Annotated in this window: 16 protein-coding genes and 2 tRNA genes; 13 read left to right on the top strand and 5 right to left on the bottom strand. The window is 68.0% G+C overall.

The window, feature by feature from the left end:
- The first annotated feature begins 10 nt into the window (after positions 1-10).
- Entirely contained in the window at positions 11-979 is a 969-nt protein-coding gene (locus tag J7U46_RS11820) for a tRNA-dihydrouridine synthase (RefSeq protein WP_282826226.1), read from the top strand.
- On the opposite strand, the gene dinB is transcribed toward J7U46_RS11820, so the two are convergent.
- Genes dinB through argH form a run of 3 tightly spaced genes read right to left on the bottom strand, consistent with a single transcriptional unit; the run spans position 947 to position 4,136 of the window.
- On the bottom strand, positions 947-2,197 hold the full coding sequence (gene dinB, locus J7U46_RS11815; protein ID WP_282825980.1) for a DNA polymerase IV: 1,251 nt from the start codon (positions 2,195-2,197) through the stop codon (positions 947-949). The two genes, J7U46_RS11820 and dinB, sit on opposite strands and share 33 nt — an antisense overlap.
- A 56-nt stretch (positions 2,198-2,253) precedes the next feature.
- A complete protein-coding gene (locus J7U46_RS11810; protein ID WP_282825978.1) occupies positions 2,254-2,736 on the bottom strand; it encodes a hemerythrin domain-containing protein in 483 nt (160 codons plus the stop codon).
- Positions 2,733-4,136, bottom strand: coding sequence for an argininosuccinate lyase (gene argH / locus J7U46_RS11805; RefSeq protein ID WP_282825976.1), 1,404 nt, complete (start codon positions 4,134-4,136; stop codon positions 2,733-2,735). Before argH ends, J7U46_RS11810 begins: the two co-directional genes overlap by 4 nt.
- A gap of 88 nt (positions 4,137-4,224) precedes the next feature.
- Between argH and J7U46_RS11800 the strand changes: the two genes are divergently transcribed.
- From J7U46_RS11800 to J7U46_RS11775, 6 genes are all read left to right on the top strand, one after another.
- A complete protein-coding gene (locus J7U46_RS11800; protein ID WP_282825974.1) occupies positions 4,225-5,307 on the top strand; it encodes a histidine kinase in 1,083 nt (360 codons plus the stop codon).
- A 10-nt stretch (positions 5,308-5,317) separates the two neighbouring features.
- Positions 5,318-6,124, top strand: coding sequence for a LytTR family DNA-binding domain-containing protein (locus tag J7U46_RS11795; RefSeq protein ID WP_282826224.1), 807 nt, complete (start codon positions 5,318-5,320; stop codon positions 6,122-6,124).
- Between the two features lie 106 nt (positions 6,125-6,230).
- A complete protein-coding gene (locus J7U46_RS11790) occupies positions 6,231-7,958 on the top strand; it encodes an ABC transporter permease subunit (protein ID WP_282825972.1) in 1,728 nt (575 codons plus the stop codon).
- Between the two features lie 14 nt (positions 7,959-7,972).
- Positions 7,973-9,259 (top strand): nitrate/sulfonate/bicarbonate ABC transporter ATP-binding protein, encoded by a 1,287-nt coding sequence (locus J7U46_RS11785; RefSeq protein WP_282825971.1) that lies wholly within the window; start codon positions 7,973-7,975, stop codon positions 9,257-9,259.
- A 27-nt stretch (positions 9,260-9,286) separates the two neighbouring features.
- Complete coding sequence (locus tag J7U46_RS11780; protein ID WP_282825970.1) at positions 9,287-10,510, top strand: hypothetical protein; 1,224 nt, start codon at positions 9,287-9,289, stop codon at positions 10,508-10,510.
- A gap of 111 nt (positions 10,511-10,621) precedes the next feature.
- On the top strand, positions 10,622-11,872 hold the full coding sequence (locus J7U46_RS11775) for a hypothetical protein (RefSeq protein WP_282825969.1): 1,251 nt from the start codon (positions 10,622-10,624) through the stop codon (positions 11,870-11,872).
- 36 nt (positions 11,873-11,908) lie between these two features.
- Here J7U46_RS11775 and ppc read toward each other — a convergent pair whose 3' ends face one another.
- Positions 11,909-14,653, bottom strand: a complete 2,745-nt coding sequence (gene ppc, locus J7U46_RS11770; RefSeq protein ID WP_282826222.1) for a phosphoenolpyruvate carboxylase — start codon at positions 14,651-14,653, stop codon at positions 11,909-11,911.
- 264 nt (positions 14,654-14,917) lie between these two features.
- Between ppc and hemC the strand changes: the two genes are divergently transcribed.
- The 6 genes from hemC to J7U46_RS11740 all read left to right on the top strand — a co-directional run bounded on the left by hemC (position 14,918) and on the right by J7U46_RS11740 (position 19,348).
- A complete protein-coding gene (hemC, locus tag J7U46_RS11765) occupies positions 14,918-15,856 on the top strand; it encodes a hydroxymethylbilane synthase (protein ID WP_282825968.1) in 939 nt (312 codons plus the stop codon).
- Between the two features lie 17 nt (positions 15,857-15,873).
- Positions 15,874-16,644: a uroporphyrinogen-III synthase gene (locus J7U46_RS11760; RefSeq protein WP_282825966.1), complete on the top strand. Its 771-nt coding sequence runs from the start codon at positions 15,874-15,876 to the stop codon at positions 16,642-16,644.
- 3 nt (positions 16,645-16,647) lie between these two features.
- Positions 16,648-17,754 carry a uroporphyrinogen-III C-methyltransferase gene (locus J7U46_RS11755; protein ID WP_282825964.1) on the top strand — a complete coding sequence of 369 codons (1,107 nt, stop codon included), beginning with the start codon at positions 16,648-16,650 and terminating at the stop codon, positions 17,752-17,754.
- A 13-nt stretch (positions 17,755-17,767) separates the two neighbouring features.
- A complete protein-coding gene (locus J7U46_RS11750; RefSeq protein WP_282825963.1) occupies positions 17,768-19,015 on the top strand; it encodes a heme biosynthesis HemY N-terminal domain-containing protein in 1,248 nt (415 codons plus the stop codon).
- A gap of 83 nt (positions 19,016-19,098) precedes the next feature.
- Positions 19,099-19,175: transfer RNA gene (locus tag J7U46_RS11745), tRNA-Arg, on the top strand.
- A 96-nt stretch (positions 19,176-19,271) separates the two neighbouring features.
- Positions 19,272-19,348 (top strand) — tRNA-Arg (locus J7U46_RS11740).
- Between the two features lie 69 nt (positions 19,349-19,417).
- Here J7U46_RS11740 and J7U46_RS11735 read toward each other — a convergent pair.
- Entirely contained in the window at positions 19,418-20,536 is a 1,119-nt protein-coding gene (locus J7U46_RS11735) for a CaiB/BaiF CoA-transferase family protein (RefSeq protein WP_282825961.1), read from the bottom strand.
- Between the last annotated feature and the right edge of the window lie 5 nt (positions 20,537-20,541).

Raw genomic sequence — 20,541 nt, 5'->3', positions numbered from 1 at the left:
GTTGGCGCCCATGGAAGGTCTGCTGGACCACACGCTGCGCGACACGCTGACCCGCGTCGGTGGCATCGATCGCTGCGTGTCGGAGTTCATCCGCATCACCGACATGCTGATGCCCAAGAAGGTCTTCACGCGCATCGTCCCCGAGCTCTTGAATGGCGGCGTGACGCCAGCCGGCGTGCCGGTGCGGGCGCAGCTGCTGGGCTCCGACCCAGTGTGCATGGCGGAGAACGCAGCGCGCCTGGCCGAGTTGAAGCCGGCGGGCATTGACCTGAATTTCGGCTGTCCGGCCAAATGCGTGAACCGCCATCGTGGCGGCGCCGTGCTCTTGGACGAGCCCGAGCTGATCCACGAGATCGTCAGCGCCGTGCGCCGCGCGATGCCCGAAGGCATGCCGCTGTCCGTGAAGATGCGCCTCGGCTACATGGACCAGTCGCGCACCCTCGACTGCGCGCAGGCCATGGTGGCGGCGGGCGCTGAGGAGCTGGTCGTCCATGGCCGCACCAAGGCGGACGGCTACAAGCCGCCAGCCTACTGGGACCGCATTGCAGCGGTGCGTGAGGCGGTGCCGGTGAAGGTGGTGGCGAATGGCGAGATCTGGACCGTCGAAGACGCCGAACGTTGCCGCACCGAATCCGGCTGCACCGACCTGATGCTGGGCCGTGGCATCGTGGCCGATCCAGGTCTGGCGCTCGCCATCCTCAACCCCGGACGCGAGCCGCTAGCCTGGGCGGCGCTGCTGCCGCTGATCGCCCAGTTCTGGGGCCTGGTGCGCCAGCATGTGGGCCACAAGCACCAGGGCGGCAGGCTCAAGCAGTGGCTGCACTACCTGCGCCGCCGCTACCCGGAGGCCGAGGAGGCCTACCAGCGTCTGCGCACCATCAATGACCCCGAGGCCTTGCAGGCACAGTTCTTCGGTGCGCTGCCAGCCGAGCATCCGTGCGTTGCCTCAGATCGGCAGATCCTCGAACAGGGACAGTGATTTGCCGCCCGGCTCCTCGCCCGCCGGTGTTGGCTTCGTGCGGCGCACCGGTTTCTTCGGCAAGGCATCGCCTGGATGCGAGAGATTGCCCACGCGCACGCCCAAGAGGCGCAGCCGCCTGCTCAGGTCCACGCGCTTGAGGCACAGGCCGGCAGCATGGCGGATGCCGGCTGCATCGGCGATGGGCTCATCCAGCGTGAGGTCGCGAGTCACCGTCACGAAGCCCTCGAAGCGCAACTTGATGCCGATGGTGCGGCCGAGGTAGCCCTTGCGCGCCAGATCGCCGGCCAGCTGCTCGCACAGCTGCGTGAAGATGCGGCCCAGCAGCGCGCGGTCCTGCTTGGCATGCAGGTCGCGCTCGAAGGTGGTCTCGCGGCTGATCGACACCGGCTCGCTGTGCGTCACTACCGGCCGCCTGTCGCGCCCATGCGAGGCCTCGTGCAGCCAGGCGCCGTAGCTCTTGCCGAAGTTCTCGATCAGCCAGGCCGGCGTCTTGGCGGCAATGTCGCCCACCGTCTCCACGCCCAGCTCGGCCAGCTTGGCCGCAGCCTTGGGACCGATGCCGTTGACCTTGCGTACGCCCAGCGGCCAGATGCGCGTCTCGAGGTCGGCCATGGTCAAGACGGTGATGCCGTCGGGCTTCTCCAGCTCCGAGGCGATCTTGGAGAGCAGCTTGTTCGGCGTGATGCCGATGGAGCAGGTGAGGCCCGTGGCCTTCAGCACCGAGTTCTTGATCTCGCGCGCCACCGCCCTGGCGCCGCCCAGCGGGTCGTGGCCCACGGGCTCGCGGATGCCGGGCACGTCGCTGAGGTCGATGTAGATCTCGTCAATGCCCCGATCCTCGATCACCGGCGCGATCTCGGCGACGGCGGCCTTGAACAGGCGCGAGTAGTGCCGGTAGGACTCGAAATCGGTGGGCAGCAGGATGGCGTCGGGCGCGCGCAAGGCGGCCTTCATCAGACCCATCGCCGAGAACACGCCGAGGTCGCGCGCCGCATACGTGGAGGTGGTGACGACGCCGCGCCCGGTGTAGTCACGCAATAGCGAGTATTCGCGGGTTCCGTCGGCCAGCAGCTTGGGCGCGTGTTCGCGCCGACCGCCAATCACCACCGCCCGACCCTTCAGCTCGGGGTAGCGCAGGAGCTCCACCGAGGCATAGAAGGCGTCCATGTCCAAGTGCGCAATCAGGCGCTCGGGCAGGGAAGGGGCAGCTTGCATGGCGGCATTGTGGCGCCGCACTGCTGACGCCGTTTGTCAGCAGTCGCGGTCGCGAGTCAGCCGCAGCTGCCACCGCTGCAGGCGTGGCTGGCTTCGGCTTGCGCTTGGCCTGGACGAGGGGCGATCTGGCCCGTCGTCGGGTCGTAGCCGACCTGGCTCATGTGGAAGACCAGGGCCGCGTCCATCATCTCGGCGTGGGCCGGCAGCCATTGCGCCAGCTCCTTGCCGATGATGTGCATGGGCTCCAGGTCGTTCAGCTCCACGGCGTAGCGGCGCACCTCGTGCAGCACGTTCAGCACCATCTTGTGCTGGCTGCTGTGGCAGTTCTGGGGCTCGAAGCCGGTGGCGGCCATCCAGCCTTCCTCGAGTGCGAAATGCGCCTCGGTGTGCTCCAGCAGGGCCAGGAAGGCCGGCATGGCATCGACCTTGGCGGCCAGGGCGGCATCAAGGCCGTTGATCAGGTCCACCATCTCGTGATGGGTTTGATCCAGCCGGGGCTGATTCAAGACCAGCGATTCGCTCCAGGCAAGCAAGCTCATGCCGACAACCTCGCGCGATGGCGGGCGACCTGGGCGCGCACCTGGGTCGGCGCGGTGCCGCCGAGGATGTTGCGAGCGTTCAAGGAGCCGCGCAGCGACAGCACCTCGAACACATCGGCCTCGATGCGGGCATCGAACTTCTGCAACTCAGGCAGCGGCAATTGCGAGAGGTCCACGCCCGTGCCAATCGCGGTCTTGACCGCATGGGCCACGATCTCGTGGGCATCGCGGAAGGCCAGGCCCTTCTTGACCAGGTAGTCGGCCAGGTCGGTGGCCGTGGCATAGCCCTTGAGCGCCGCACGCTCCATGGCCTCGGGCTTGACGGTGATGCCGCCGCACATCTCGGCAAAGATGCGCAGCGTGTCGCGCAAGGTGTCGACCGTGTCGAACAAGGGTTCCTTGTCTTCCTGGTTGTCCTTGTTGTAGGCCAGCGGCTGGCCCTTCATCAGGGTGATCAGGCCCATCAGGTGGCCGACCACGCGGCCGGTCTTGCCGCGCGCCAGCTCGGGCACGTCGGGATTTTTCTTCTGCGGCATGATGGACGAGCCGGTGCAGAAGCGGTCCGCCAGGTCGATGAAGCCGAAGCTCTGGCTCATCCACAGGATCAGCTCCTCGCTGAGGCGCGAGATGTGCACCATCACCAGCGAGGCGGCGGCCGTGAATTCGATGGCGAAGTCTCGGTCGCTCACGGCGTCCAGGCTGTTCTGGCAAACGCCTTCCATGCCCAGCGTCTTGGCCACGCGCTCGCGGTCCAGCGGGTAGCTGGTGCCGGCCAGGGCGGCGGCGCCCAAGGGCAGGCGGTTCACGCGGCGGCGCAGGTCCGTCATGCGCTCGGCGTCGCGGGCAAACATCTCCACATAGGCGAGCAGGTGGTGGCCGAAAGCCACCGGCTGCGCGACTTGCAGATGGGTGAAGCCCGGCAGGATGACCTCGGCGTTCTTCTCGGCCACCTCGACGAGGGCGATCTGCAGCGCGGTCAGCAGGCCAGCGATCTCATCGATTTCGCCGCGCAGCCACAGGCGCACGTCGGTGGCGACCTGGTCGTTGCGGCTGCGGCCCGTGTGCAGGCGCTTGCCGGCAATGCCCACCAGCTCGGTCAGGCGTGCCTCGATGTTCAGGTGCACGTCTTCCAGGTCCAGCTTCCATTCGAAGCTGCCGGCCTCGATCTCGCTGCGGATCTGGGCCATGCCGCGCTGGATGGCGGCGTGGTCTTCCGCGCTCAGGATGCCCTGGGCGGTGAGCATCTCGGCATGGGCCAGGCTGCCGGTGATGTCGGCCAGCCAGAGGCGCTGGTCGAAGTCCACGCTCGCGGTGTATCGCTTCACCAGGTCGCTCATCGGTTCGGAGAACAGCGCGGACCAGGCCTGGGACTTGTTGGCGAGTTGGTTGTCGGACGACATCGAGAGGGCGAGCGCGGGCTAGGCGCTGGTAGAGAATGCAGGAAGCCGCGATTCTATCGACCCACCCCAAGGACCCCTCTGGAGCCCCATGCCCCCAGCCCGCGACAGCGAATGGTCAGAAAGCACCGGCCTCACCAGCATCCTTGGCTTTGCGCCGACCGAGCCTGAGCCTGACACCATCGCGCCGCTGTTCGATCCGGAGCGCATGTTCGACGTCTGCCATGTGGGCCTGGTGCTGCGCGCGGTGCTGGGCGTGCAGGTCTTGCTCGGCCTCGGCCTCGCGCTGGCGGCACGCAATCCCGCGCAATGGATGGAGATGCTGGCCAGCGGCACCGTGGTCAGCCTGACCGGTGTGCTGCTGTGGCTGCTGCTGGTCTGCGCCGTCAAGCGGCCGCTGGCGCGGCTGGCCGAGGGTGTGCAGTGGGCCTGCCTCAGCATTCTGGGCGCCATGTGCGCGCTGTCAGGCTGGCAGTTCCTGGCCCTGGCCAGCGACGAGCCGGTGTCGGTCTTCCGCCTGTTCAGCGTGGGCCTGTCAGGGGCGGCCGCCGCGGCCATGCTGCTCGCCTGGCTGAAGCTGCGCGAGCGCTCGCAGCGGCCGGCGGCGGCCTTGGCCCAGCTGGTGGAGCTGCAGTCCCGCATCCGACCGCATTTCCTGTTCAACACCCTGAACAGCGCCATTGCCCTGGTGCGGGTCGAGCCCGACAAGGCCGAGGCCATGCTGGAAGACCTGAGCGAGCTGTTCCGCGTGGCCCTGGCCGACAGCCAGGCGGCCGTGAGCCTCGCCGAGGAGATCGAGCTGGCGCGGCGCTACCTGGACATCGAGCAGATGCGCTTTGGCGAGCGGCTGCGGGTGCGCTGGGAGCTGGACCCTGGCGCAGGCCGTGCCAAGCTGCCGCCGCTGCTCCTGCAGCCGCTGGTGGAGAACGCGGTGCGCCATGGCGTGGAACCCAACGACACGGGCGGCGAGGTCCTGATCAGCACCGCCTTGCGCGGCGACGAAGTGGAGATCAAGGTGGTCAACAGCGTGGGCGCGCTGGCGCGCACACCTGGTCACGGCCTCGCGCTGCGCAATGTGCGCCAGCGCCTGCGCCTGATGCATGATGTGGCCGCCCGATTCGAGCTGAGCCCGGCACCGGGCCGCTTCACCGTCCGCATCCTGCTGCCCCGCTGATGAACCGATGATGAACATCACAGAGCCCCTCAAGGTCCTGATCGTTGACGACGAGCCGCTGGCCCGGATGCGGCTGCGCGGCCTGGTCGAGAGCTGTTCCGAGCCCAAGGCCGAGGTGGTGGCCGAGGCCGGCTCGGCCACGCAGGCCCAGCACTGGCTGCGCGACCATGCCAGCGACCTGGTGTTGCTCGACGTCCAGATGCCCGGCCCCGACGGCCTGCAACTGGCCGACGTGCTGCGCGACCGCGCGGCGCAAGGCCTGCCGGTGCCGGCCGTGGTCTTCGTCACCGCCCATGGCGAGCATGCGCTGCGTGCCTTCGAGCTGGATGCCATGGACTACCTGACCAAGCCGGTGCGCCGCGAGCGCCTGCAGGCCGCACTGGCCCGCGTGGCCCAGCGCCTCGTGGAGCGCGCAGCAGCGCAGAGCCGCCCGGCGCAGGAGGCGGCCGAGGCCGGCGTCATCGTGGTGAACGACCGCGGCCGCATGCTGCGCATCCCGATCACCGAGGTGCTGTACCTGAAGGCCGAGCTGAAGTACCTGACGCTGCGCACCGCCACCCAGAGCCTGGTGATGGATGGCAGCCTGTCTGACTATGAGCAGCGCCTCGGCGAGCGCTTTCTGCGCGTGCACCGCAATGCGCTGGTGGCCAAGGCCGCCGTGCGCGAGCTGCAAAAGCACGCCGCTGCGCCGGGTGAGGAAGAGGGCGGTGAGGCGGCCGAAGGCTGGGCCGTGCGCATCGCCCAGGTCGACGAGTGGCTGGCCGTGTCGCGCCGCCAGGTGGCGGCCGTGCGCGAGGCGCTGGCGGCCGGCGGCTGACGCGCTCGCGTCATGCGGCTGAAGGCTTTCTGACAGCCTCGCTGGCTATCATCGCCGCGCACCGTTGCGCCACCCCTCTGCGCCACCTTTTCCGACCCCGCCCGAGATGCTGGACAAACGCTTTTTCCCTCGGCTGGCGGTCGAGGCTCCCGCCAACCGCTGGGACTGGGCGCTGCTGCCCCTGGTCCTTGCCCTGTTCACCCTGCTGGCCCTGGCGGCCTCGCAGATGGCCAAGCCCTTCCATGTGGGCGATGCGCTGCCGCTGAGCCTCGATCCGCAAGTCCTGCCGTACTACCTGCTGCGCACCACCTTGCGCATGTTCCTGGCGCTTGCCGCCTCGCTGGTGTTCGCCTGCGCGTTCGCGGCGCTCGCTGCCAAGGTCAAGGCGGCCGAGCGGGTGCTGGTGCCGCTGCTGGACATCCTGCAGTCCATCCCTATCCTCGGTTTCCTGTCGATCACGGTGACCGGCTTCATCGCGCTGTTCCCCGGCAGCCTGCTCGGCGTGGAATGCGCGGCCATCTTCGCCATCTTCACTTCGCAGGCCTGGAACATGGCCTTCAGCCTCTACCAGTCGCTGCGCACCGTGCCGGGCGAGCTGCAGGAGGCGGCGCGCATCTTCCAGCTCTCGGCCTGGCAGCGCTTCTGGCGCTTGGAGCTGCCGTTCGCCATGCCGGGCCTGCTCTGGAACATGATGATGAGCATGTCGGGCGGCTGGTTCTTCGTGGTCGCCTCGGAGGCGATCTCGGTGGCCCACCAGGACATCAAGCTGCCCGGCGTGGGCAGCTACATCGCCCTCGCCATCGAGGCCCGCGACCTGCATGCCATTGCCTATGCCATCGTGGGCATGCTGGTCGGCATCCTCTTGTACGACCAGCTGTTCTTCCGCCCGCTGCTGGCCTGGGCCGACAAGTTCCGCTTCGAGGAAGGCGGCAGCGAGCAGGCCCCCAGTTCCTGGCTCTTGACCTGGCTGCGCCGCACCGCGCTCTTGCGCCGCCTGGCGGCCCTGCCGGCGGCCTTGCTGGAGCATTCCTTCCAGATGACGCGCCGCCGCTTCGATGGCCGCTCGATCCGCGCGCGGCCGCAGGCGGCCAATCCGCTGTGGTCGCGCGCCTGGGATGCGCTGCTGGCCGCCGCCGTGCTGTTCGCCATCTGGCGCCTCGGCAGCTTCATCCACAGCGAGGTGGGCTGGGGCGAGGCCGGCCATGTGCTGCTGCTCGGCTTCTACACGCTGGCCCGCGTGCTGGTGCTGATCGCCCTGGCTTCGCTGGTCTGGGTGCCCATCGGCGTGTGGATTGGCCTGAGCCCGCGCCTCTCCGGCCGCGTGCAGGCGCTGGCGCAGTTTCTGGCGGCCTTTCCGGCCAACCTGATGTTCCCGGGCGCCGTGCTCGTGATCCTGCACTGGAAGCTCAACCCCGACATCTGGCTCTCGCCCTTGATGATCCTCGGCACGCAGTGGTATCTGCTCTTCAACGTGATCGCCGGCGCCTCGACGATACCGACCGAGCTGCGCCTGGCGGCCGGCAACCTCGGCCTCAAGGGCTGGCTCAAGTGGCGGCGCTACCTGCTGCCGGCGATCTTCCCGAGCTTCGTCACTGGCGCAATCACGGCGAGCGGCGGCTCCTGGAACGCCAGCATCGTGGCCGAGTACGTCAGCTGGGGCGATACCACCTTGCAGGCGCAAGGCCTCGGCAGCTACATCGCCCGCATGACGGCAGCCGGCGACTTCCCGCGCATCGCCCTCGGCATCGGCATGATGTGCGTGTTCGTGATGGCGCTGAATCATTTCGTCTGGCGCAGGCTCTACCGCCTCGCCGAGCAGCGCATGCATTTCTGAGTTTGGAGACCGGTATGAGCACCCTGGTGGCGCTGAAGAATGTGGCCAAGAGCTTCAAGTCGGCCGACGGCAGCTCGCGCCTGGTGCTGGAGCATGTGGACTTCCAGCTGCAGGAGGGCGAGATCGTCGCGCTGCTGGGCCAATCAGGCTCGGGCAAGTCCACGCTCATGCGCATCATGGCCGGCCTGATCCCGGCCGACGGCGGCGACGTGCACTACCGCAGCCAGCCGCTGTTCGGCCCGGCCGAAGGCATCGCCATGGTGTTCCAGTCCTTCGCACTGTTCCCTTGGCTCACGGTGCAGCAGAACGTGGAGCTGGGCCTCGAGGCGCGCGGCATCGCGGCCGCCGAGCGCGAACGCCGTGCCGCTGCCGCGATCGAACTGATTGGCCTCTCGGGCTTCGAGGGCGCCTTGCCGCGCGAACTCTCGGGCGGCATGCGCCAGCGTGTGGGCCTGGCCCGTGCCCTGGTGATGGAGCCGGCCGTGCTTCTGATGGACGAGGCCTTCTCGGCGCTCGATGTGCTGACCGGCGAGCGCCTGCGCAACGAGATCCTCGAGCTCTGGGGCAGTGGCCAGATGCCAACGAAGGCCATGCTGGTGGTCTCGCACAACATCGAGGAAGCCGTGCTGATGGCCGACCGCGTGCTGGTCTTCTCCAGCAACCCGGGCCGCGTGCGTGCCGAGCTGCCCATCACCCTGCCGCGCCCGCGCCACCCGGACAGCCCCGAGGTGCGCCTGCTGATCGACGAGGTCTACAGCCTGATGACCGCCGGCGCCACGCCTGCGCAAGCCGAGCCGGTGCGGCCGCACCTGTCGGACCGCCTGCCCGAGGCCGATGTGGGCCACATGGAAAGCCTCTTGGAACTGCTGGCCGACGAGCAGTTCAAGGGCCGCGCCGACCTGCCGCAGCTGGCCGAGGAGAGCGAGCTCACCGACGAAGACCTGCTGCCGCTGGCCGGTGCGCTGCAGCGCCTCGGGCTGGCCACGCTCGCCCATGGCGACCTGCTGATCTCGCCGCTGGGCCAGTGCTATGTGGACGGCGACCACGAGTTCCGCCGCGAGATCTTTGGCCAGCAATTGCTCGCCCATGTGCCGCTGGCGGCCTTCATCCGCCACAGCCTGGAGCAGGAGGCGAACGGCCAGCTGCGCGAAGAGCCCTTCCTCAAGCTGCTGCGCGAAAGCATGGATGAGCAGGAAGCCGAACGCGTGCTGCAGGTCGCCATCGAATGGGCGCGTTATGGTGAGGTCTTCGAATACGATTTCCACACCGGCATGATTCATTTGCCGGAGGCGGGAGAATGAGGATTGAGACGATGGCGAAGCGTATTTATGGCGGGCTTGCTGCTGATGCTGCTGGCTGGAGTCGGCCTGTGGCCGGGCGTCGATCACGGCGCAGTGCCTTCAGTGGTCGCTGCGAAACCCGCAGCCAGCGCGTCGGCGGACGAGGCTGAGGAGCCCACACACGGCCCGGCCTGGGCCTTGGCCAGCCTGGCCACTCGCGAGGCCGATGCGGCAGATCGCCGCTTGATCCTTGATGCCGCCGAGTTGCAGCGGCTGGATGAGGCGGATTGCAAGCGCATGGCACCGGCGATGCGGCAGTTGGAGGCTGGAAAACTGCCAGAGGGACCGACTTACGAGTGGGATCCGGCGAGCCAGGAGCATGAGAATTGGCTGAGGCGCTGGATCCATGTCTTGAAGCAGCGCGGCGACGAGCGCTCGCTGGCCACAGCAGATTTTCTGGACGCCTTGATCGGCCGCGACGATCTGACGCGTTTTGGTGCCGCAGCGCAGCGCTTGCACCAACGGGCATCGCGCAGCAGCGACGGCTTTGTGCAGGCCCTGGCCGCCCAGCGGAGTTGCGCACCGTCGCTCGGCTGTACGCAGGCGGTGCCGCGCGAGCGCTGGGCTCAACTGGAGCCGGGCAATCTCAGTGCCTGGCTGGCTGGGGCGCCATCACGTCAGCCCGTGTCTGACGACTGGTTGAACGGCTTGATGCAGGCCAGCTACGACAACAGCTATCGCGGCGAGCTGATGAGTTTGCTGCGCTCGCTGCCACCGCAATTGCCGGCCGGTCCACGCCGCTTTTCCAGGGACCTCGGCCTGATTGGCATCAATGCGGCTCAATCCGCATCGAGCCTCCGGGGCCTGAATCAGCATTGCGCCGGTGGATCCGACGGGGAGCGTTGCCGTGCCCTGGCCGAGAAACTGTGGACGCTGCGAGAGGCCAATTTGATGAACTGGATGCAAAACCTGACCCTGGTCCGCCACTCGCCGCCCATGGCCGCCGTCTGGGAAGCGCGCGCCCAGGAGGCCGAGGCCGCCTTCCAGTGGTCACAGGACGAGTCCGCCGGCATGCTCGTCGAGCCCTTGTTTCAGGCCTACCGGTGCAAGGAAAGCCCTGTCTTCGAGCGTTGGGTGCAGACCTCGCTGACTGTCAGCGAGAGCGCGGCGATGCTGGCCGAAATCAAGGCCCGTGGGCTCGATGTGAGCAGTCTCTCAGCCAAGTACCGCCAGCAGAACGGCCGCAGCCTGCTGCAGGCCGCCCGCAAGTAGGAAAGCAAGCTGCGACCCGGCCCATCAGACGCCCGGCGCGACAACAAGGAGGAGTGAGGAATGAGAACCAAGCGATGGCGCCTTGCCTTTGGCCTGCTCGCCGCACTGATCGTGGGTCTGCTCGCGTTGAAGAGCGGTGGCGGCGAGGGGCCGTCAAGCGCCGCCGGACCAGTTGACGACTCGGGGGCGATGAAGCCTGTGGGCTCGGCGGCCTCCGGCTTGGCGGCCAGTCCCTGGGCCCTGGCCCAGCAGTCCTCAGCGCAGGCTGACCAGAGCGAAGCCGAGGCCGCGCGCCAGAAAGCCTGGCTGCTCGACCCGCGCAACGACGCCGCCTGGTGCGAGCGCGGCCCGTCTGCGGTCCAGGCTTCGCTGACGGCTCACGAGCGATCTTCCAACGACGGTGCCGCCAGGCCCACCGGGCCGGCCTTCGATGCATTGAACGAGAGCACCGAGGCCTTGCTGCAGCGCTGGGCGGCGCAGTTGGCGGCGCGCGGGGACGAGGAGTCGCTGGCGATGAGCGATTTCCTCATCGCCCGGGTGGGTGGCTACGACACGCAGATCGGCAGTTTTCGACACAAACGCGAGCAGGGAGTTTCCCGGGCCGAGCACTTGCTGGGCATGGCCAGGCGCAGTGAGCAGCCCTTCGTGTTGTGGCTGGGAGCGTCGCTGGCTTGCGGCAACCGGCAAGCCGCCAGCCCAGTCTGCAAGCAGGTGCTGGACAGGTGGGTCCAGGTACGACCAGGCAGCCTCGACGCAATGCTGTGGCTGCTGGCGGGCCTGCCAGAGGGCAGCGGCGAGGCCGCCGTCTATGCTGTGCTGGCACGTGCCCTCGGCGCGAGCGACGACTCTTCCCATGTGCTGCGATACATGAGCCTTCTGCAAAGCCTGCTGACGGAGCCCGGGCCGCCGGGGCTGCGCCAAGCGGCGGAGCTCAAGGCGATGGTGGAGGCGCAGTTCAGCATTGAGTTGGCGTCGCCGCATGCCTTCCTTGGACGTTGCAAGGAGGCGAGGTCCAGCGAGTTGCGTGGGCATTGCCTGGCTGCCGCAGACCGCATCTACAACCGCGAGTATCAGACGACCTTGCTTCGCATGACGTCCGTTGCCGTCGCCAGAGCACTCGGCAGTGAGGACCCGCGTTGGGTGCCTCGGTACGAAGAGCTGAAGCAAAACCGCGAATGGCTGCGCGAGCATCCGGTCTTCGGTTTTGACGAGCGGTCCATGGAGAAGCTGGCGGCGGGCAGTTGCCAAGCCGAGCTCCTGCGGCAAGACATGCTCGACCTTATGAAGTTCGACGAGTTGGGGCTGATGAGGCTGGCTCATGCGCGGCAAGCCGCGGAAGCGGCCAGCGGGACCGCGCGATGAAGCTTGCGGGCCGCCAGCAGACCTGGAGCGCCCTGCTCAACCGGTATTCCGCAACCCCGCCGCAATCCCGTTGATCGACAGATGAATGCCGCGCTGCACGCGCTCCATCGTCGGGTCTTCCGCGCGCTTTTCGGCTGGCACGGCGCGGTAGCGGCGCATCAGCTCGACCTGCAGGTGGTTCAGCGGGTCGATGTAAGGGAAGCGGTGTTCGATCGAGCGCGCGAGGGCCGGGTTGGCAGCGAGGCGCTTGTTCTCGCCGGTGATGAGAGCCAGGGCTTGCTGGGTCTGCTCAAACTCGCGCTTCACGGCTTCGAAGATCTTCTTGCCCAGGCGCTTGTCCTCGACCAGCTCCACGTAGCGCGCGGCGATGCCGATGTCGGTCTTGGCCAGCACCATGTCGAGGTTGGACAGCAGGGTGCTGAAGAAGGGCCATTGCTTGACCATGCGGCGCAAGAGGGCCAGGTTTTGCGCGCGCGCCTTGGGCTCCTTGCCCAGGAAGGCCTCGACGCCCGAACCGAAGCCGCACCAGCCGGGCAGGGCGATGCGCGACTGGCCCCAGCTGAAACCCCAGGGGATGGCACGCAGGTCTTCGATGGCGCGCGTGGCCTTGCGTGAGGCAGGGCGTGAGCCGATGTTGAGCTCGGCGATCTCGCGGATCGGCGTAGCGGCGAAGAAGTACTCGGCGAAGCCCTTGGTGTCGTAGACCAGGCCGCGATAAGCCTTGAAGCTGGCATCGCTCAAGCTTTGTGCGGCTTCGAGGAAGCTCTTGGGCGCGCTCTTGGTCGGATGCAAGAGCGTCGCCTCCAGTGTGGCTGCCACGAGCGTTTCTAGGTTGCGGCGGCCGATCTCGGGGTTGGCGTACTTGGAGGCGATCACCTCGCCCTGCTCGGTCAGACGAATCTGGCCGTTCACGGTGCCTGGGGGCTGGGCGAGGATGGCCTGGTAGCTCGGGCCACCGCCCCGGCCTACCGTGCCGCCACGGCCGTGGAACAGGCGCAGCGTGATCGGCTGGGTTTTCTTCAATTCCTCGAACAGGGCCACCAGGGCGATCTCGGCGCGGTAGAGCTCCCAGCTGCTGGTGAACACGCCGCCGTCCTTGTTGGAGTCAGAGTAGCCCAGCATGATGTCCTGCTCAGCACCGCTGCGCTTGATCAGCGCGGCAATGCCCGGCAGCGCATAGAACTCGCGCATGATGACCGGCGCCTCGCGCAGGTCGCCGATGGTCTCGAACAGCGGCGAGACGATCAGGTCGCTGACGGCGCCATCGTCCAGCGTGCCGCGCAGCAGGCCCACTTCCTTCAAGAGCAGCATCACCTCGAGCAGGTCGGAGACCGATTCGGTGTGCGAAATGATGTAGTGGCGGATCGCCTCGCGGCCGTAGCGCTGCAGCGCTTCGCGGGCGGCCTCGAAGATGGCCAGCTCGCCGGTGGCCTTCTCGCTGTAGCTGCCGCCGATCACCCGCAGCGGGCGGGCGTCGTGCAGCAGGCCGACCAGCAGTTCGCGGCGGCCGGCTTCGTCGAGGGCGATGTAATCGGGGCAGACCTTGGCAGCGGCCAGCAGCTCGGCCACCACGGCTTCATGCTGGTCGGAGCTCTGGCGCAGGTCCAGCGTGGCGAGGTGGAATCCGAAGACCTGGATGGCGCGCAGCAGCGGCGACAGGCGCGGCGCGATCAGCGCCTCGGCATGGTGGCTCTTCAGCGAAGCCTCGATCACACGCAGGTCGGCCAGCAACTCGTCGGGCGAGAGATACGGATCCTGCGGTGCCACCGCGTGACGAAGCGCCTCGGTGCCGGTCAGCCCGTGCAGCGTGGCGGCCAGGCGGGCGTACATGCCGGTCAGCGCACGGCGGTAGGGCTCGTCCATGCGGTGCTCGTTGCGGTCCGGGCTGCGCTCGGCGAGCTGCTGCATGGCCGGCGTGATGGTGGCCAGGCGGGCCGAGATCGACAGCTCCGCACCCAGCTCGTGCAGCTCGGTCAGGTAGTGGCGCAGCGCCACTTCGCTCTGGCGCTTCAGCGCATGCCGGAGCGTGGTGGCGGTGACGTTGGGGTTGCCGTCGCGGTCGCCGCCAATCCAGTGGCCCATGCGCAGGAAGCTGTTCAGCTCATGGCCGGGCAGGGCTTCTTCCAGCTCGGCATAGAGCTTAGGAATCTGGCGCAGGAAGGTGGCCTGGTAGTAGGAGAGCGCGTTCTCGATCTCGTCGGCCACGGTCAGCTTGGAGTAGCGCAGCATGCGCGTCTGCCAGAGCTGGGTGATGCGGGCGCGTATCAGATTCTCGTTGTCGCGCTTCTCGCGCTCGGTGTGCAGCGTGTCGCGCTGGCCCACCAGCTCGGCGATGGCGCGTTCGGCGTCGAGGATGCTCTTGCGCTGCACCTCGGTCGGGTGGGCGGTCAGCACCGGCGAGATGAAGCCGTGCTGCAGGGTCTTGGCCACCTCGGCCGGGCGCACGCCGGCTTCGTGCAGCTTCTCCATGGCATAGGCCAGCGAGCCGGCTTGCAGGCTGCCGGCGCGCTCGTGGATCTCGCGGCGGCGCACGTGGTGGCGGTCTTCGGCGATGTTGGCGAGGTGCGAGAAATAGCTGAAGGCGCGGATCACGCTGACCGTCTGCTCGCCCGAGAGGCTCTTGAGCAGCTTGTCGAAGGTCTTGCCGGCCTGCGCGTCGCGCTTCAGGCGGAAGGCCACCGAGAGCTTGCGCACCCGCTCGACCAGCTCATAGGCCTCGCGGCCCTCCTGCTCGCGTATCACCTCGCCGAGGATGCGGCCCAGCAGCCTGATGTCGTCCATCAGCGGCTGGTTCTTGGCATCGGCGGCGGACTTCTTGGCCGGGATGGCCGAAGGCTTGGAGGCGGGCTTGGCAGGCATGGTGGTCGGCAGCTGGGTTGATGCGGGGCGGCGCCAGCATTGGCGCTGTAACCAAGTTACTTGATTCTGACTGTAGCAGTTTCTTCATCAATCTCCTGCACTGCAGCATTGCCTTTCAGCGAAGCCCTGCTCTCGCCGGGTCGAAGCCACAGCGGGGCGCACCAACCCGCCTGCTAGCATGGGCGCATGAGTGAAAAAGTTGTGATCGCCACCCGCGAAAGCCGGCTGGCACTGTGGCAGGCCGAGCATGTGAAGGCGCTGCTGGAAGCCCGGGGCATGGCTGTGAGCCTGCTGGGCATGACCACCAAGGGCGATCAGATCCTCGACCGAGCGCTGTCCAAGGTCGGTGGCAAGGGCCTGTTCGTCAAGGAGCTGGAAACCGCACTGGAAGAGGGGCGCGCCCAACTGGCCGTGCATTCGCTGAAAGACGTGCCCATGGAGCTGCCGCCCGGCTTCGAGCTGGCCGCCATCCTGGAGCGCGAAGACCCGCGCGATGCCCTGGTCTCGAACGACTACGCCAGCCTGGCCGAGTTGCCACAGGGCGCCGTGGTCGGCACTTCCAGCCTGCGCCGCGTGGTGCAGATCAAGGCCCTGCGCCCCGACCTGCAGATCGAGCCGCTGCGTGGCAACCTGGACACGCGACTGCGCAAGCTCGATGAAGGCGGCTATGCCGCCATCGTGTTGGCCGCCGCCGGCCTGAAGCGGCTGGGCCTGGCGTCGCGCATCAAGGCGCTGTTCTCTGTTGACGAGATGATTCCCTGCGCGGGGCAGGGTGCTTTGGGCATCGAGGTGCGTGCCGATGCTGAAGCGCTGAAGGCAGGGCTGGTCGCCATGAGCGACGGTCCCACCTGGCTGGCCACGCAGGCCGAGCGGGCCGTGTCGCGCGCCATGGGCGGCAGCTGCAGCATGCCGCTGGCAGCCCATGCGATCTGGTCAGCGGGGCCGCAGGGTCAGGTCTTGCACCTGAGCGCGGCCCTGGGCCATCCGGAGCGCCATGAGTTGCCGCTGCTGAAGGTTCAGCTGCAAGCGGTGGTGGCCGACGAGGCCGCCGCCCGGGCGCTCGGCCAGCAGGCCGCCGAGGCCCTGCGTGCCCAGGGCGCGCAGGCCTATTTGGCGGCGGCCTGAAACCGGCGAAGGTGGCCATGCGCCTGGTGCTCACGCGGCCCCGGCCCCAATGTGCTGATTGGCTGGCGCGGCTGGCGGCCGAGGGCATAGCCGCGGTTGCCTTGCCCTTGATTGCCATCGAAGCCGGCGGCGATCCGCGGGCCGCTCAAGCGGCCTGGCAGCGCTTGCCCGGCGCGCTGCTGGCGATGTTCGTCAGCCCCAATGCAGTGGAGCGCTTCTTCGTCGCACGACCGCAAGGCGAGGTCTGGCCGGCCGATACATTGGCCGCCACCGTCGGCCCGGGTAGCGCAGAGGCCTTGCGGGCCCAAGGCGTGCCGGCCGAGCTGCTGCGCCAGCCGCCGGCCGATGCAGCCAGCTTCGACTCTGAACACCTCTGGCCCTTGCTGTCTTCCTTGGATTGGCGCGGCCGCCGTGCGCTGATCTTGCGCGGCGAAGGCGGGCGCGACTGGCTGGCCGATCGGTTGCGCGAGCAGGGCGCCGAGGTCGAGGCTTTCCACATCTACCGGCGCAGTTGCCCGCAGTTGGATGAGGCAGAGCAGGGCTTGCTGAGCGAGGTGCAGGCAGCGCCGGGCCGGCATGTCTGGCTGTTCAGCAGTTCCGAGGCCATCCACAACCTGGCCAGCCTCGGCTTCAAGCCGGCGCCGGTTTCGCTGGCCATTGCCACCCATCCGCGCATTGCCGATACAGCGCGTGCGCTGGGCTGGCCCCATGTCGTGTCGGCGCGACCCGATGCTGCCGCCGTGGCGGCGGCCTGCCGCGCACTGCCTGGGGCGGCCCCTACAATTTGACCCGTGAGCGACGACCACAACTCCCCCGCCGCCGAGCCCGTGCCAGCCCCCGCTGCGCCGCCGGCCAAGCCCATCCCCTGGCCCCAAGTGGGCTTTGCCGCCGTGGCCCTGCTGGGCCTCGCGGGCCTCGTGATGGCCTGGCTGAGCCACAGCCGTTTGCAGATGCTGGAACAGGAGCTGGTGCGCCGACAGGCCAGCAGCCAGGGCGAGGCCAGCGAGGCCCGCGCGCAATCGCGCCAGGCGCAGGAGCTGAGCCGCGACACGGCTGCCAAGGTGGCCTTGCTCGACGCGCGCCTGGCCGAGGTGGCGCTGCAACGCAGCCAGCTGGAGGAGCTGATCCAGTCCATGTCGCGTTCGCGCGATGAAAACGTGATCGGTGACATCGAGGCCTCGATCCGCGTCGCCCTGCAGCAGTCTGGCATCACCGGCAGCGCCGAGCCGCTGGTGGCCGCGCTGCGCCAGGCCGACGAGCGTCTGGCCCGCAACAAGCAGCCGCGCATGGAAGGCGTGCGCCGTGCCGTGGTGCGCGACCTGGACCGCGTCAAGTCGGTCAGCGTGGTTGACGTGGCCACGCTGGCCATCAAGCTGGACGAAGCGGCTCGCCTGCTCGATGAATTGCCGCTGATCGCCAGCGCCGACAAGGCCGAAGCCCAGCAGGCCGTGCGCGAGCGCCGCGTCGCTGCCAAGCCCGTGCCCAAGCCGGCGGCGACCAAGGCCGAGGAGCGCGGCTGGGTGGACACCGCCAACGAGCGCTGGCAGGAGATGTGGGGCATGGTCTGGGGCGAGGCGCGCGGCCTGATCCGCGTGACCCGCATCGAACATCCGGAGGCCATGCTGCTGGCACCGGATCAGCGCTACTTCCTGCGCGAGAACCTCAAGCTGCGCCTGCTCAATGCCCGCCTGGCGCTCTTGAGCCGCCAGTACGACACAGCCCAGGCCGATCTGCGCGACGTGCAGACGCAGTTGGAGCGCTACTTCGATCCGCAGTCACGCAAGGTGAGTGTGGCCAATGAGCTGCTGCGCCAGGTGCAGGGCCAGGCCCGCCAGGTCGTGCTGCCGCGTCCCGACGACACGCTGGCGGCCCTGACCGCCGCCGTGGCCGGCCGCTGAAGGAGACGTGCCAATGCGTGGCGTGATCTGGCTGGTGCTGCTGTTCGGCGTGGCGGTGATCGCCGCGCTGACCCTGGGCAGCAATGACGGCCTGGCGAGCTTCTACTGGAATGGCTGGCGGCTGGACCTCTCGCTGAACCTCTTCCTGTTGATACTGCTGGCCACCTGTTTTGCGGTGGTCACGCTGATCCACACCGTCAACTCCCTGACCAGCCTGCCGCGCCGTGCACGCGAATGGCGCGTGGCCCAGCGCGACCGCACAGCACAAGCGGCGCTGCGCGAAGCGCTGGCCGAGTTCTTCGGCGCCCGCTATGGCCGCGCCCAGAAGGCGGCGCAGAAGGCGCTCAACATCCAGGCCCAGACCATCGAGCTGAACCAGGATGGCGCCTTCCTGGCGCTGAGTCATCTGCTGGCCGCGCAGAGCGCGCACCGGCTGCAAGATCGTCGTCGCCGCGACGAGCAACTGCAGCAGGCGCTGGACCTCAGCCGCGAGCCGGGCTCGGCCCGTCTCGTGGAAGACGGCGTGCGTCTGCTGGCCGCCGAGTGGGCCCTGGATGACCGCGATGCGGCGCGAGCGCTGAACCTGTTGGCCGAGCTCGGCCCAGGTGTGGGCCGGCGCACGCAGGCCTTGCGCCTGAAGCTGCAGGCGCAGCGCATGGCCGGCCAGTCGCTGGAGGCGCTGCGCACCGCACGCATGCTCGCCAAGCATCAGGGCTTCTCGAAGCTGGCCGCGCAGGGCTTGCTGCGCTCATTGGCCATCGAGGCGCTGGACGCGGCGCGCGACGCCGACCAGCTGCGAATGGTCTGGCAGCAACTCGACCCGGCCGACCGGCGTGATGCCTTCGTGGCCGCACGTGCGGCCGGCGTGGCTGTGGCCTTCGGTGCGCCGGAAGATGGCCGTGGCTGGCTGCGCCCCTTCTGGGAGCAGATCGCTGAGCTGGCGGCCGACGAGCGTGCGGCCATGGCCGATGCGCTGGTTCAGGCTCTGCCTGGCCTGGGCCCCGAATGGTTGCAGCGCCTGGAGCTCGCACAGCAGCAATGGCCGCGTGACGCTCACCTCAGCTATGCGCTGGGCCATGCGCTCGCTGAACGCCAGCTGTGGGGCAAGGCCCGCCTGATCCTGGAGCAGGTGGCCGAAGACCGCAGCCTGCCGCTGGCGGCGCGTCGGCGCAGCTGGCTGGTGCTGGCTCAGCTGGCAGCCAACGACGGAGATGTAGAACGCCGCGCGCGCTGCCACGAGGCCGCAGCCACGGTGCAGTGAAGCAAAGGCAGGGCGTTCGAGAAGAAGACTTGGTGAATTTCTTGCCAGGACCTAAAAAATCCGGCTAGAATGCAAGGCTTCGGGCGGCTGTAGCTCAGTTGGATAGAGTACTTGGCTACGAACCAAGGGGTCGTGGGTTCGAATCCTGCCAGCCGCACCAGAATATTGGGGAAAGAAGAAGAAAAATAGAAAAGAAATCTGCAGGCCAGTATGGCTGCACGAGCTGATCTCGAAGAGACGGCTCACGAAGAAGTTAGCGGCTGTAGCTCAGTTGGATAGAGTACTTGGCTACGAACCAAGGGGTCGTGGGTTCGAATCCTGCCAGCCGCACCAAAACAAGAAGAAACAGCACAAGGCCAGCGAGCAATCGCTGGCCTTTTTGCTTTCTGGCGGCCCTGCGTTTCAGTCTGCCGATGCAGCGGCGATCAGCTCGTCGCTGAGTCCGAGTTCGTGCAGCAATTCGGCCGTGTGCTCGCCGGCTTGCGGCGCCTGGCTGGGGCGACGTGCGGTGCTGCGCGAGAACCGTGGCGCTGGCGCTGGCTGCATCTTGCCGTCGACTTCGACGAAATTGCCGCGTGCCTGCTGGTGCGGATGCAGCGGCGCTTCCGCGAGGCTCAGCACTGGCGCGAAGCAGGCATCGCTGCCTTCCATCAAGCTGCTCCATTCATCACGGCTCTTCTCGCGAATTCGCGCGGCCACGCGCTCACGCAGCGCTGGCCAGTCGTCGATGACGTACTGGCGCGCCGGATCCACGTCGCCCAGGCCCAGCTTGGCCAGCAACTCGCGGTAGAACGGCGGCTCGATGGCCCCGAGGCTGATGAAGCGGCCGTCCGCGCATTCAAAGCAGTCGTAGAACGGCGACTGGTGCAGAAAGAAATTGCGCGCCGGATCGTCGCCCCAGACACCGCTGCCGCGCAACGAATGCACGAGGCCTGAGAGCAGGCCCACGCCATCAATCATCGCGGCGTCCACCACCTGGCCGCGGCCCGAGCGCTGGGCTTCCAGCAGCGCACACACGACGCCAAAGGCAAGAAACATCGTGCCACCCGCCATGTCGCCGATCATCGTCGCGGGCAGTGTGGGCGGCTGGCCCGGGCGCGAGGCGATGCTTGAAACGCCGGTCAGCGCCACGTAGTTGATGTCATGCCCGGCGGCCTGGGCCAGCGGGCCGGTCTGCCCCCAGCCGGTGACGCGGCCATAGACGAGGCGTGGATGGCTGCCCTCGAAGGCTTCCGGCCCCAGGCCCAGCCGCTCCATCACACCGGGCCGGTAGCCCTCGATCAACGCGTCGGCGCTCTGCACCAGGCGCTTCACGGCATCTAGGCCGGCGTCTGATTTCAGATCCAGGCAGACCGAGCGCTTGCCCCGGTTCAGGCTGCCACCGCCGCCCAGCGTGCGCAGCGCCGCCGGCCTCTCGACGACGATCACCTCGGCCCCCATGTCGGCCAGCAGCATGCCGGCCATGGGCCCGGGGCCGATGCCGGCGAATTCGATGATGCGCAGTCCCTGCAGTGGGCCCATGAGTT

The organism is Pelomonas sp. V22 (assembly GCF_030014915.1).
Taxonomy (GTDB): Bacteria; Pseudomonadota; Gammaproteobacteria; order Burkholderiales; family Burkholderiaceae_C; genus JAUASW01.
This window is presented reverse-complemented; position numbering and strand designations above follow the sequence as displayed.

Coding starts and splice junctions, on each gene's coding strand:
- J7U46_RS11760 (WP_282825966.1), top strand. CDS start 15,874: ATGCGCCTGGTGCTCACGCGGCCCCGGCCCCAATGTGCTGATTGGCTG.
- ppc (WP_282826222.1), bottom strand. CDS start 14,653: ATGGACGACATCAGGCTGCTGGGCCGCATCCTCGGCGAGGTGATACGC.
- hemC (WP_282825968.1), top strand. CDS start 14,918: ATGAGTGAAAAAGTTGTGATCGCCACCCGCGAAAGCCGGCTGGCACTG.
- J7U46_RS11795 (WP_282826224.1), top strand. CDS start 5,318: ATGAACATCACAGAGCCCCTCAAGGTCCTGATCGTTGACGACGAGCCG.
- J7U46_RS11780 (WP_282825970.1), top strand. CDS start 9,287: ATGGCGGGCTTGCTGCTGATGCTGCTGGCTGGAGTCGGCCTGTGGCCG.
- J7U46_RS11735 (WP_282825961.1), bottom strand. CDS start 20,536: ATGGGCCCACTGCAGGGACTGCGCATCATCGAATTCGCCGGCATCGGC.
- argH (WP_282825976.1), bottom strand. CDS start 4,136: ATGTCGTCCGACAACCAACTCGCCAACAAGTCCCAGGCCTGGTCCGCG.
- J7U46_RS11785 (WP_282825971.1), top strand. CDS start 7,973: ATGAGCACCCTGGTGGCGCTGAAGAATGTGGCCAAGAGCTTCAAGTCG.
- J7U46_RS11810 (WP_282825978.1), bottom strand. CDS start 2,736: ATGAGCTTGCTTGCCTGGAGCGAATCGCTGGTCTTGAATCAGCCCCGG.
- dinB (WP_282825980.1), bottom strand. CDS start 2,197: ATGCAAGCTGCCCCTTCCCTGCCCGAGCGCCTGATTGCGCACTTGGAC.
- J7U46_RS11820 (WP_282826226.1), top strand. CDS start 11: ATGGAAGGTCTGCTGGACCACACGCTGCGCGACACGCTGACCCGCGTC.
- J7U46_RS11750 (WP_282825963.1), top strand. CDS start 17,768: ATGCGTGGCGTGATCTGGCTGGTGCTGCTGTTCGGCGTGGCGGTGATC.
- J7U46_RS11800 (WP_282825974.1), top strand. CDS start 4,225: ATGCCCCCAGCCCGCGACAGCGAATGGTCAGAAAGCACCGGCCTCACC.
- J7U46_RS11790 (WP_282825972.1), top strand. CDS start 6,231: ATGCTGGACAAACGCTTTTTCCCTCGGCTGGCGGTCGAGGCTCCCGCC.